Origin of the sequence: Paracoccus marinus (assembly GCF_007018965.1) — a bacterium.
Classification (GTDB): Bacteria; Pseudomonadota; Alphaproteobacteria; order Rhodobacterales; family Rhodobacteraceae; genus Paracoccus; species Paracoccus marinus.
In genome coordinates this window covers 23271-35708 of sequence record NZ_VJYZ01000007.1, presented here as the reverse complement: position 1 = coordinate 35708, position 12438 = coordinate 23271, and the positions used below count along the sequence as shown (strand labels likewise).

At 71.0% G+C, this 12438-nt stretch carries 10 protein-coding genes and 1 tRNA gene; 6 read left to right on the top strand and 5 right to left on the bottom strand.

The genetic code is table 11. From position 1 onward, the window contains the following. Positions 1-23 precede the first annotated feature (23 nt). The 3 genes from glpX (at position 24) to FNF32_RS04405 (ending at position 3041) form a co-directional block, all read left to right on the top strand. Positions 24-995, top strand: a complete 972-nt coding sequence (glpX, locus tag FNF32_RS04415) for a class II fructose-bisphosphatase (protein WP_185961847.1) — start codon at positions 24-26, stop codon at positions 993-995. 101 nt (positions 996-1096) lie between these two features. Beyond that, entirely contained in the window at positions 1097-2860 is a 1764-nt protein-coding gene (gene recJ, locus FNF32_RS04410) for a single-stranded-DNA-specific exonuclease RecJ (protein ID WP_131673733.1), read from the top strand. A gap of 106 nt (positions 2861-2966) precedes the next feature. Further along, positions 2967-3041 (top strand) — tRNA-Glu (locus FNF32_RS04405). Between the two features lie 432 nt (positions 3042-3473). On the opposite strand, the gene FNF32_RS04400 is transcribed toward FNF32_RS04405, so the two are convergent. Together FNF32_RS04400 and FNF32_RS04395 are read right to left on the bottom strand one after the other, a co-directional pair. Further along, entirely contained in the window at positions 3474-3896 is a 423-nt protein-coding gene (locus FNF32_RS04400) for a GlcG/HbpS family heme-binding protein (RefSeq protein WP_131673734.1), read from the bottom strand. 10 nt (positions 3897-3906) lie between these two features. Then, positions 3907-6060, bottom strand: a complete 2154-nt coding sequence (locus tag FNF32_RS04395) for a malate synthase G (RefSeq protein WP_131673735.1) — start codon at positions 6058-6060, stop codon at positions 3907-3909. Positions 6061-6167: 107 nt separating this feature from the next. Between FNF32_RS04395 and FNF32_RS04390 the strand changes: the two genes are divergently transcribed. Both FNF32_RS04390 and FNF32_RS04385 read left to right on the top strand, forming a co-directional pair. Continuing rightward, positions 6168-6941 (top strand): IclR family transcriptional regulator, encoded by a 774-nt coding sequence (locus FNF32_RS04390; RefSeq protein ID WP_185961846.1) that lies wholly within the window; start codon positions 6168-6170, stop codon positions 6939-6941. A 126-nt stretch (positions 6942-7067) separates the two neighbouring features. Continuing rightward, positions 7068-7325 carry a DUF1127 domain-containing protein gene (locus tag FNF32_RS04385; protein WP_131673737.1) on the top strand — a complete coding sequence of 86 codons (258 nt, stop codon included), beginning with the start codon at positions 7068-7070 and terminating at the stop codon, positions 7323-7325. Positions 7326-7343: 18 nt separating this feature from the next. Here FNF32_RS04385 and glcF read toward each other — a convergent pair whose 3' ends face one another. The 3 genes from glcF to FNF32_RS04370 are packed head-to-tail and all read right to left on the bottom strand — an operon-like array spanning position 7344 to position 11246. Beyond that, positions 7344-8660, bottom strand: coding sequence for a glycolate oxidase subunit GlcF (gene glcF / locus FNF32_RS04380; protein WP_131673738.1), 1317 nt, complete (start codon positions 8658-8660; stop codon positions 7344-7346). Position 8661: 1 nt separating this feature from the next. Then, entirely contained in the window at positions 8662-9807 is a 1146-nt protein-coding gene (gene glcE / locus FNF32_RS04375; RefSeq protein WP_131673739.1) for a glycolate oxidase subunit GlcE, read from the bottom strand. Beyond that, complete coding sequence (locus tag FNF32_RS04370; RefSeq protein WP_221930661.1) at positions 9798-11246, bottom strand: FAD-linked oxidase C-terminal domain-containing protein; 1449 nt, start codon at positions 11244-11246, stop codon at positions 9798-9800. Before FNF32_RS04370 ends, glcE begins: the two co-directional genes overlap by 10 nt. A gap of 131 nt (positions 11247-11377) precedes the next feature. Here FNF32_RS04370 and FNF32_RS04365 point away from each other — a divergent pair, with 131 nt between their 5' ends. Then, positions 11378-12172 carry an FCD domain-containing protein gene (locus FNF32_RS04365; RefSeq protein WP_131673741.1) on the top strand — a complete coding sequence of 265 codons (795 nt, stop codon included), beginning with the start codon at positions 11378-11380 and terminating at the stop codon, positions 12170-12172. Positions 12173-12438: the final 266 nt, after the last annotated feature.

Below are 12438 nucleotides of genomic sequence, written 5' to 3'. Positions count from 1 at the left end.
GCACTCAGCCGAGGATCCCAGACATGGCGCCGACCAACGACTTCAACGACCGCATGCTTTCCCTCGGCCTTGCCCGCGTCAGCGAGGCCGCGGCCCACGCGTCGGCCAAGCTGATCGGCCGCGGCGACGAAAAGGCCGCCGACCAGGCCGCCGTCAACGCGATGCGCGACCAGCTGAACATGCTCGACATCAAGGGCACCGTCGTGATCGGCGAGGGTGAGCGGGACGAGGCGCCGATGCTGTTCATCGGCGAGGAAGTGGGCAGCGGCAACGGCCCCGAGGTGGACATCGCGCTGGACCCGCTGGAAGGCACGACGCTGACCGCCAAGGACATGCCGAACGCCCTGACCGTCATCGCGATGGCCCCGCGGGGTACGCTGCTGCACGCGCCCGACGTCTACATGGACAAGCTGGCCGTCGGTCCGGGCTACCCCAAGGACGTGGTCAGCCTTGAGATGTCGCCCGCCGAACGCGTGCGCGCGCTGGCCAAGGCCGGCGGCGTCACGCCCGAGGACATCACCGTCTGCATCCTGGAACGCCCCCGCCACGAGGAGATGATCGCCGAGGTCCGTTCCACCGGCGCGGCGATCCGCCTGATCACCGACGGCGACGTGGCGGGCGTCATCCACGTGGCCGAGGCCGAGATCACCGGCATCGACATGTACATGGGCTCGGGCGGCGCACCCGAAGGCGTGCTGGCCGCCGCCGCGCTGAAATGCATGGGCGGGCAGATGTGGGGCCGGCTGATGTTCCGCAACGACGACGAACGCGGCCGTGCCGCCAAGGCCGGCATCACCGACCTGAACCGCATCTACACCCGCGACGAGATGGTGACCGCCGACGTGATCTTCTCGGCCACCGGCGTCACCAACGGCTCGATCGTGAAGGGCCTGCGCCGCGAGCCGGGCTTCATCGAGACCGAAACGATCCTGATGCGCTCGAAGACCGGCTCGGTCCGCCGGATGTTCTACCGCAACCCGGTCAAGCGGGCCTGACCCTTCCGCCCGGCCGTCCCTCGCGGCGGCCGGGCGCCTCTCGCCCCCAGGCCGGGCGACCGTGGACTTGCAAGCGCCGCGCCGCTGCCGCAAGAAACCCCATGTCCTTCGATGATCCCTCGCCGCGGCCGTTCCTCGACGTCGCGCGCTCGCTGGGCGGCCGCCGCTGGATCGGCCCCGCCCCCGACCTCGAACGTCGGGCCGAAGGGCTGGCGCAGCTGTCCGCCCTGCCCCTGCCGATCGCGCGCGTGCTGGCCGAACGCGGCATCGACCACGACGCCGCGCCCGGCCACCTCGAGCCGCGCCTGCGCGACCTGCTGCCCGATCCGCTGCGCCTGCGCGACATGGGGCCCGCGGCCGAGCGCATCGTCGCGGCCGCGCTGGACGGCCAGCGCATCGCGGTCTTTGCCGACTACGACGTGGACGGCGGCGCTTCGGCGGCGCTGCTGATCGGCTGGCTGCGGTCGCTGGGGCGCGACGCGACCCTGTACGTTCCCGACCGCATCGACGAGGGATACGGCCCGAACGCGCCGGCCGTCGCGACCCTTGCCGCCGCGCACGACCTCATCGTCTGCGTCGATTGCGGCACGCTCAGCCACGAGGCGCTGGCGGCGGCGCAAGGCCGCGCCGACGTGATCGTGCTGGATCACCACCAAGGGGGAGAGACGCTGCCCCCGGCGCTCGCCGTCGTGAACCCCAACCGGGCAGACGAGGACGGCGCCTTTGGCTACCTGTGCGCCGCGGGCGTCGTGTTCCTGACGCTCGTGCAGTGCAACCGCGTCCTGCGCGCCGCAGGGCGGCCCGAGCCGAACCTGCTGTCGCATCTGGACCTCGTGGCGCTGGCGACGGTGGCGGACGTCGCCCCGCTTGTCGGCGTCAACCGCGCCTTCGTGCGGCAGGGTCTTGCGATCATGGCGCGGCGGCAGCGGCCGGGGCTGGTGGCGCTGTCGGACGTGGCCCGGCTCGACACGCTGCCGACGGCGTTCCATCTGGGCTTTCTTCTCGGCCCCCGCATAAATGCGGGTGGGCGCGTGGGGCAGGCCGACCTGGGCGCGCGCTGCCTGTCCTGCGACGATCCGCATCAGGCCGCGCTGATGGCCGCCCGGCTCGACGATTTCAACCGCGACCGCCGCGCGATCGAGGCGGGGCTACGCGACGAGGCGCTGGCGCAGGTCGAGGCGCGGGGCGATCCCTCGCTCGCCTGGGCCGCGGGCGAAGGCTGGCACCCGGGCGTCGTCGGCATCGTCGCCGCGCGGGTGAAAGAGGCGACCCGCCGCCCCTCGGTCGTGATCGGGGTGCAGGACGGCGTCGGCAAGGGTTCGGCCCGCTCGGTTCCCGGCGTGGACATCGGCCGCGCGATGCAGCGCCTGATGGCCGAGGGGCTGATCGAAAAGGGCGGCGGCCACGCGATGGCCGCGGGCCTGACCGTCGCCGCGGACGCCATCCCCGCCGCGATGGCGCGGCTGTCAGAGCTGGTGACGCGGCAGGCGGGCGAGGCCGAGGCGACGGACGCCCTGCGGATCTCGGGCCTGCTCGATCCCGCCGGTGCCACTGTCGAGCTGATGGAGATGCTGGACCGTGCTGGCCCCTTCGGCGCGGCCGCCCCTGCCCCGCGATTCGCGTTCGCGGACCAGTTGGTGGACAGCGTCTCGACCATGGGCGACGGCCACCTGCGCCTGCGCTTCCGCAGCCCCGGCGCGGCGCCCGTGGACGCGGTCGCGTGGGGCGCCATGGCCGGCCCGCTCGGCCCCGCGCTGATGGGCGCGCAGGGCCGCCGCTTCCACCTTGCCGGCAAGCTGGAACTGTCGGTCTGGGGCGGCCGACAGCGCCTGCGCCTGCGCTTGGACGACGCGGCAGAGGCGTGACGCAAAAACCTTTCGCGGCGGGTGCGTTTTTCTGCTTGCGCCCCCCGCGGCCCTGACCTAAACACCGCTCCACGTCGCGGGGCAGCGCCGCGCGGACGACTTGGATGGCCCGTTCGTCTATCGGTTAGGACGTCAGGTTTTCAACCTGAAAAGAGGGGTTCGACTCCCCTACGGGCTGCCATCATTTTCATTTAAATCATTGATTTTGTGCGATAATCTGACAGTTTTTTTGGCTAATATCGGGGAAAAGTTAGCCAGTTAGCCAAAGTTTAGCCACGCACCCCCCTCTGGATACGTCATCTGATCCTCTCCATTGCACGGTCCGCCAGACCTGCCCCGCGCACCTATCTGCGGATAGTGCTTGATCTCGGCGAAGGTCTCCTGACCCGTCACAGCCATGATCTCGTGCGGTGACGCACCTGCTTCCGCAAGGCGCCGTGCACACGCCTTTTCTCAAGCCGAGCGAAGCGCATTGCGGCAAGCCCGCCGCATCACACCAATCTCGCACGAAGCTACCGAGACCGGCCGCGTCCTCTGCTCGCCCGCTCTCGCCATGAAAAACGCCGCGGCGCCTCGCGGCACCACGGCGCTCGGCAATGCGCGGCCGGACCGCTTACCGGCTGCCGTTCCAGTGGTCGATTCCGGCTTGCGCCACGTCCTGATCCTGCGCCGGCGTGCCCGACGACACGCCGATGCCGCCGACGACCTCGCCCTGCCAGGCGACCGGCAGTCCGCCGCCAACCACCATCAGCCGACCGCCGATGGCCGAGTTGATGCCGTAGGCCGGCGCGCCCGGCTGGCTGGAGGTGCCGTAGTTGTGCGTCGCCTTCTTCGCGGCGGCGGCGGTAAAGGCCTTGTCGATCGCGATGGTGGTCGAGGTGACCTTGCCGCCCTCCATCCGCTCGAACGCGATCAGCTGGCCGCTTTCGTCGGTGACGGCGATGCACATCGGCACGCCGATTTCGCCCGCGCGGGCGGTGGCGCCTGCGATCAGCAGGCGGGCGTCGTCAAGGTCAAGTCGTTGCAGGGTCTTCATTCCATTCTCCTCAGGACGCTTTCGCTACGCGGCGCCAGTGGTGCAGCAGCGGTTCGGTATAGCCGGACGGCTCGGTGCCGCCCTTGACGATCAGCTCGCGCGCGGCATTGAAGGCGGGGCCGTCGTAGCCCGGCGCGAGCGGACGGTACAGCGGATCGGCGGCGTTCTGGCGGTCCACCTCAAGCGCCATGCGGCGCAGGCTTTCGTCCAGCTGCGCCTCGGTGATGATCCCGTGCAGAAGCCAGTTGGCAAGGAACTGGGCCGAGATCCGCAGCGTCGCCCGGTCCTCCATCAGCGCCACGTCGTCGATGTCGGGCACCTTGGAACAGCCGACGCCCTGGTCAACCCAGCGCACGACGTAGCCGAGGATCGACTGCGTGTTCAGGTCGATCTCGCGCGCGACCTGCGCTTCGGACAGGTTGCGCTTGCCCATCAGCGGCGGGGTCATCAGCGCGTCGAAGCTCGCGCGCTCGCGGCTGGCCAGCTCCGCCTGGCGCGCGGCCACGTCCACCTGATGGTAGTGGACGGCGTGCAGCGTGGCGGCGGTCGGCGACGGCACCCACGCGGTGGTGGCGCCCGCCTTCGGGTGGCCCGCCTTGGCGGCCAGCATGTCGGCCATGTCGTCGGGCTTGGCCCACATGCCCTTGCCGATTTGGCCTTTGCCGTTCAGCCCGGTCGCAAGTCCTGCGTCCACGTTCCCGTTCTCATAGGCCGACAGCCAGGACGCGTCCTTGATCTCGCCCTTGGGCAGCACGGGACCGGCCTGCATGACGGTGTGGATCTCGTCCCCGGTGCGGTCGAGGAAGCCGGTGTTGATGAACGCGATCCGCCCTTTGAGCGCGCGGATGCATTCGCGCAGGTTGGCCGAGGTGCGACGCTCCTCATCCATCAGGCCCAGCTTCACGGTGCCGTTCGCCAGTCCCAGCATCTCCTCGACGCGGGCATAGGTGCGGTCGGCGAAGGCCGCTTCCTCGGGGCCGTGCATCTTGGGCTTCACGACGTAGATCGACCCGGTGCGGGAGTTGCGCGGCCCGTCCGTGCGGGCGAGGTCGTGCATCCCCGCCGCCACGGTGACGACGGCGTCCATCATCCCCTCGGGCGTCTCGGCCCCGTCCAGCAGCACCGCGTCGGTGGTCATCAGGTGGCCCACGTTCCGCGCCAGCAGCGCGGACCGTCCCGGCAGCGTCAGGGTGGACCCGTCGGGCGCGGTGAAGTCGCGGTCGGGGTTCAGGCGGCGGGTCAGGCTGCGGCCGCCCTTCTCGAACGTCTCGGACAGATCGCCCTGCATCAGGCCCAGCCAGTTGGCGTAGGCCGCAACCTTGTCGTCGGCATCGACGGCAGCGATCGAGTCCTCAAGGTCCTGGATTGCGGTCAGTGCCGATTCCAGCACCACGTCGCGCAGGCCCGATGCGCTGGCCGCGCCGACCGGGTGCGAGGGGTCGAACACCAGTTCGACATGCAGGCCGTTGTGGCGCAGCAGGATCGAGCGCGCGCCCGCAGCCTTGTCGCCAGAGTAGCCGACAAAGGCGGCGGGGTCCGCCAGCCCCACATCGCGTCCGTCGATGGTGGCGATGGCGCGGCCGTCCTCGACCCGCCACGCGGTCACGTCGGCGTGGCGTCCGCCGTCCAGCGGCAGCGCGTCGTCAAGGAAGCGCGCGGCCCATGCCACAGCCTCGGCACCCCGCTTCTCGTCATAGCCCTTGCCCTCGGGCGCGCCCGGCAGCGCGTCGGTGCCGTAAAGCGCGTCGTAGAGCGACCCCCAGCGCGCATTCGCGGCGTTCAGCGCAAAGCGCGCGTTCATCACCGGCACCACGAGCTGCGGGCCCGCGACCTGCGACATCTCGGGATCGGTCGGCCCCGTCTCGACCTTGAACGCGGGCCCTTCCGGGACGATGTAGCCGATCTCGCGCAGGAAATCCTGCCAGGCGGCGTTGTCCCAGTCCTTCTCGCGCCGGTTCGCCAGCCAGTCGTCAATCTTGCCCTGCATCTCGTCGCGTACCTGCAGCAGGCGGCGGTTTTCCGGGGCGAGGTCGCGCAGCAGCGCGGCGTAGCCCGACCAGAACGCATCCGGCGTGACCGGCAGGCCGGGCAGCAGGCGGTCCTCGACAAAGGCGGCGAGGACGGGGGCGACCTGAAGGCCGGCGCGATCGACGTGGGTGGTCATCTGAAAACTCCATTTCCGCTGCGGAATTGGCGCGCACGCTGCGCCTTGCGGGCCGATCATGCCAGCGCGGGGTGGAAGTTTTCCACGATGTGGAACATGCTGCGAGGGTGGAAAAGCTCGGCACCGTCCAGTCCGTCGATCGCGCGCTGTCATTGCTCGAGGCGCTGGCGGCGCACGCGGACGGCGTGCGGCTGACGGCGCTTGCGCGCGAGGCGGGGCTGGCGCCGTCCACCACGCACCGGCTGCTCGCCACGCTGGAACGACGCGGCTTCGCGCAGTTCGACCCCGCCGCGACCCGCTGGCACATCGGCCGCAAGGCGTTCGCCGTGGGGGTCGCCTTCACCCGCTGGCAAAGCTTCATCGCCGCCGCGATGCCGTTCCTGCGCCGCCTGCGCGACCTGAGCCGCGAGACCGCGAACCTCGGCGTTCTCGAGGACGGCGAGGTCATCACCGTTGCGCAGGTCGAAAGCCGCGAGATCATCCGCGCGATCGCACCGCCCGGCGGCCGGGCGCCAGTCATGAACTCCGGCATGGGCAAGGCGATCGTCTCGACCTGGCCGGACCACGCCATCGACGCGCTGGTAGCGCGCCACGGGCTGCGCCCCGCGACCCGGCACAGCCTGACGACGATGGACGCGGTGCGGACCGAAATCGCGCTGACCCGCGGGCGGGGCTATGCCGTGGACGACGAGGAGTTCACGCCGGGCATGCGCTGCGTGGCGGCGGTGGTGTGGTCGCCCACAGGCGACCCGGTCGGCGCGATCTCGATCTCGGCGCTGGCGGCACGGCTGCCAGTCGAGGGGCTGGCGGCGATGGGGGCAAGCGTGCGGGGGCTTGCCGACGACCTGACGGGGGTGATGGGGGGCGTGAAGCCGGGCTGAGGGGGACGGGCACGGTGCGCCATTTCCACGCCTGCGGCACGCAGATACGACGATGGCTGCCACGCCGGCGCCAACGCGGGACCGCGAGAAGCGCGATACCTACAATCGCAAACTCGGAACCCATTCATGACCACCCAGAGCCTCATCCTGACCCATGCACGCACGGGCGCATTATTGCGGCGCATGCTCGACTTGGTCCGCGCCCGCCGCCACGCCGCCGCGATCCGCCGGATCGAGCGCGCGGCGCGCCGCGATCTCTCGTCGCTGCCGGACGAGACCCTGCGCGACATCGGCCTGACCCGCGCCACCATCGACGAGGCGGCGCGCGGGTGCGCCCTTGCGATCGTCAACGAGACGCGGCGGGTGGCCAAGCTTTCCGGCTGACGCGAACGCCGCGTGTGTTCACCGGATCGCCGCAAGGCCCGCAAGGCTGGGCGGCCGCGGCCCGCCCGTCGCCCAGTCCAGCAACTCGACCGTGTGGACGACCGGGACATCGGTGCCCGACCCGATCTGCATCATGCAGCCGATGTTGCCGGCGGCGATGACCTGCGGGCGGGTCGCCGTGATCGCCTCGACCTTGCGGGCCTTGAGATCGGCCGAGATCGCCGGTTGCAGCAGGTTGTAGGTTCCGGCCGATCCGCAGCAGATATGAGCGTCGCGCGGCTCGACCACGGTGAACCCGGCCGCCTTCAGCAGTTCCTTGGGCGCGCCCCGCACCTGCTGGCCGTGCTGAAGCGAGCAGGCGGAGTGATAGGCCACCCGCAGCGGCTCGGCGCGGGTCGGGTCGGACAGGCCACCGTCGGCCATGATGTCCGCCATCACCTCGGTCACGTCCCGCGCGCTCGCCGCGACCCGCGCGGCGTCGTCCGCCAGCGGCCCGTCCGCGAAGATGTGGCCGTAATCCTTGACAGTCGTGCCGCAGCCCGAGGTGTTGATGACCAGCGCGTCCAGCCCCTCGCCGTCCATCTCGGCCGCCAGCGCGCGGATGTTGGCGGCGGCCATGGCGTGGCTTTCGGACGCGCGGCCCATGTGGTGGGTCAGCGCGCCGCAGCAGCCGACGCCCCTGGGGATCACGACCTCGCAGCCGTGGCGGCGCAGCAGGCGGATCGTCGCGTCGTTGATGTCGGTGTTGAGCGCCCTTTGCGCGCAACCTGTCAGCAGCGCCACCCTGCGGCGGTGCCGCCCGTCCGCCGCGAACACCTGCGGGCGGTCGTTGGGGCTGCGCGCGGGTAATCGCGGCGGCGCCATGTCCAGCATCGCCCGCAGCCGCGCGTCGGGAACCATCCGCCGGAACGGCCGGGCGATCCGCGCCGCCCCCAGCGCCAGCCGGAACCGGCCCGGATAGGGCAGCACCCGCGCCAGCAGCCAGCGCAGCGCGCGGTCGTCCCAACGGCGGCGGTAATTGTCGTTGATGTATTCGCGGGCGTGATCGACCAGGTGCATGTAGTTCACGCCAGACGGGCAGGTCGTCATGCAGCTGAGACAGCTGAGGCAGCGGTCGATGTGCAGCACCGTCCGCGCATCGGGGACGCGGCTGTTTTCCAGCATGTCCTTGATGAGGTAAATGCGCCCGCGCGGACTGTCGAGCTCGTCGCCCAGCACCTTGTAGGTCGGGCAGGTCGCGGTGCAGAAGCCGCAATGGACGCAGGACCGCAGGATCTCGTTCGAGCGGCGGGTGAGCGGGTCGGCAAGCTGCGCGTCGGTGAAGGTCGTTTGCATGTCAGCCCGCCATCAGGCCGGGATTGAGGATCCCGGCAGGGTCAAAGGTGCGCCGCATGGCGGCGGAAAGCGCGGCGACGCCGGCGGGCTGCGGCTGGAAGACGGGGCCGTCTGCGGCCGGATCGCCGCGAACCAGCGTCGCGTGGCCGGCGGCGGCCGCCTGCCTGACCGCGCGCCTGACCGCATCCGCGCCGCCCGGCCCGACATGCCAGATCAGCCCCCCGCCCCAGTCGAGCGACGACCGACCGCCCAACGGCGCCAGCGCGTCCAGCACGGCGGGCGCGTCGGTCGGCTTGACCACGATGCGCCACACAGCACCGGCGACGTCCGCGAAATAGCGCACGTCGCGCAGGTCGCGCCACAGCCCCCGCGTGGCGGCATCGTCCAGCACCTCGACCGGGCGGCCCCGGAGCAGCGCGGCAAGCCGGTCGCGGCGATGGGCCACCTGCCCCGCCAGCCCCTCGATCCGCAGCCAGGCGGTGCCGTTCAGGAAAGCGGCGCCCGACACTTCGCAGGGCGTGCCCAGCGCGGCGCAGAAGATCTCGACCGCCTGCCGGGCCGATACGTCGGGGAACGCCAGCGTCAGCCGCGATTCCGCGACCGGCAGCGTCTTCAGCGCCACCTGCGTCAGCACGCCCAGCGTCCCGAACGACCCCGCCAACAACTTGCCAAGGTCCATCCCCGTCACGTTCTTCATGACCCGGCCGCCGTTCTTGATGACGCGCCCCTGCCCGTCCACGAAGCGCACGCCCAGCAGGTGGTCGCGCGCCGCCCCCGCCTGCACCCGCCGCGGGCCGCAGACGTTCGCCGCGACGACGCCGCCGATAGTAGGCGTGCCGGAGCCGCCAAGCAGCACGCGGTGGTCCATCGGCTCGAAGGCGAGCGCCTGCCCCTGGGCCGCGAGCGTCGCCTCGATCTCGTCCAACGGCGTTCCGGTGCGGGCGATCAGGGTCAGCTCGCCCGGTTCGTAGGTGACGATCCCCCGGAGCGCGCGGGTGGTCAACGTGACGCCGTCGCCGGAGAACGGCAGACGCGTGCCGCCGCCGATGACCCGAAGCGCGCGGCGGCCGGCCGCGCTGTCCGCGACGAAGGCGGCGAGTTCCGCCTCGTCGCCCGGCGCGACATCCGATGCCAGGCTCACGTCCATCGCGCGGCGCCCTCGCGGAAGAGGCGGCTTTCGTCCAGCGGGAACACCTTGGCGGGGTTCAGAAGCCAGCCGGGGTCGAAGGCGGTCTTGACCTCCATCTGGATCGCCATGTCGTCGGGCGAATACTGCCGCCTCATCAGGTCGCGCTTCTCGATCCCCACGCCATGCTCGCCGGTCAGGCAGCCGCCCACCTCGACGCAGAGGCGCAGGACCTCGGCCCCGAACGCCTCGGCCCGTTCCAGATCGCCGGGCGTGTTGGCGTCGAACAGGATCAGAGGGTGCATGTTGCCGTCGCCCGCGTGAAAGACGTTCGCGACCTCGAGCCCGTGTTCCTTGGACATCTCGCCGATCCGCCGCAGGGTGAAGGGCAGCTGCGACACCGGCACCGTGCCGTCGAGGCACAGGTAGTCGCCGATCCGCCCCATCGCCCCGAATGCCGACTTGCGCCCCTTCCAGATCGCGAGCGATTCCGCCTCGGTCCGGCTGGGGCGGAACTCGACCGGGTTCAGGTCGGCGGCGATGGCCTGGATGCGGGCGGTCTGGTCGGCGATCTCGGCCTCGGACCCCTCGACCTCGACGATCAGGACGGCGGTGCAGTCGGGATAGCCCGCGTGGACGAACGCCTCGACGGCACGCAGGCAGACGTCGTCCATGTATTCGATGGCGACCGGCAGCACGCCCGAGCGGATGATCCGCGCCACGCATTCGCCCGCGACCTCGGCGCTGTCGAACCCGATCAGCATGGGCCGCGCCCCCTCGGGCCGGGGCAGGATCCGCAGCGTGGCTTCGGTCACTATGCCAAGCTGCCCCTCGGACCCGCAGATCAGGCCGACGAGGTCCAGCCCCGCCGCGCCCGGCTCGGGCCCGCCGAGTTCCACGATCTCGCCCGTCGCCAGCACCAGCGTCACGCCCATCAGGTTGTTGGTGGTGACGCCGTATTTCAGGCAGTGCGCCCCGCCCGAGTTCATGCCGATGTTGCCCGCGATGGTACAGGCCAGCTGCGAGGACGGGTCGGGGGCGTAGAAGAACCCCTCGGGCTCCAACTCGGCGCTGACGGACAGGTTCGTCACGCCCGACTGCACCCGGATGAAGCGGTTGGCGGTGTCGATTTCCAGCACCTCGCGCAGGCGCATCGTGCCGATGATGGCGCTGTCGGCGGTGGGCAGCGCGCCCCCGGCGAGCGAGGTTGCCGCCCCGCGCGGCACGACCTTGACGCCCATGCGGTGGCAGACGCCCATCGCGGCCGCGACCTCGGCGGTCGAGCGCGGCAGCACCACGGCCAGCGGCGGACAGCGATAGGCGGTCAGCGCGTCGCATTCGTAGGCGCGGGTTTCCTCGGGGTCGAAGATCACTGCGTCGGCGGGCAGGACGGCGGCAAGCGCGGCGACGATCTCGTCCTTGCGGGCGATGATGTCCTGGTCTGGCGCGGGCATGGCGATCGTGGACATCGGGGCGTTCCAATCTGCGGTGCGGCAAGCCGATCACCTGTGGTAAAGTTTTTTTACCGAAATCGTCAAGCCCTTGTCTGTGGGGCCTTGCCTAACGCCCGCGCAGCCACGAACGTGGCGGCATGAACGACGCGCTGCCCGGCCCGGACGCGGCCAAGCCCCCCACCGCCGCCGCCGCCGTCACCGCGCGGATCGAGCGGCTGATCCTTGAAGGATCGCTGCGACCCGGCGAGCCGCTGCTGCCCGAGCGCGAGTTGGCCCTGCGGCTGGGGGTGTCGCGCCCGACGGTGCGGCTGGCGCTGAAGGACCTGGAAAGCCGCGGGCTCCTGACCAGCAAGGAAGGTCGCGGCGCGCGGGTGGCGCAGCTTGCCACAGCCTCGATCACCGATCCGCTGATACGGCTGCTGGCTGAACGGGGCGAGGTCGCCGATCATTATCTGGAGTTCCGCGACACGGTGGAAAGCGCGGCCTCGGCGATGGCGGCGATGCGCGCCAACGACGTGGATCTGGACCGCATCCGCGCCTGCGCCGAGCGGATCGAGCGTGCCCACGTCACCGCCGACCCGCAGGAGGAGGCAGAGGCCGACGCCGACCTTCACGCCGCGATCTACGAGGCGAGCCACAACCTGGTGCTGCTGCAGATCATGCAGGCGCTGTCGTCGCTTCTGCGCAGCGACGTGCTGCAGAACCGGGCGCGGATGTTTTCCATCCCCGCAATCCGCGACAAGCTGCGCGACCAGCACCTGACGATCGCGGACGCGATCCTGACCCGCCGCCCGGACGACGCGCGGGCGGCGGCGCACGCGCATCTGGGCTTCCTGCGCGACGCGATCCGCGACCTCGCCGGGGCCGAGGCGCGGCTGGACCTGTCGCGGCGGCGGCTGGACGGCGGCGGGCTGACGACGCCGCGCGATTAGGCAGGCACGGTCGGGGCGGCCCGTGGAGGCAACGCCAAGATGCCGGTCGGGGGTCGGACCTTCCCCATCACGCGCGGCCAGATCAGGCCGCAGGACTCACGCGATTGTCACGCGGTCGTCGCGCCTTGCCGCGCGTGCGCCGGGCGCTGCGCCTGCTGACCGGAACGGCCTGCACCGATCCACCCGCGCCGGCCATTTTCTCGTCCCGTCCGGATTGACGCGCCCGCCTTCGCACGTGTAGCGCCTTGGGCAGGTGGCAACCCTGT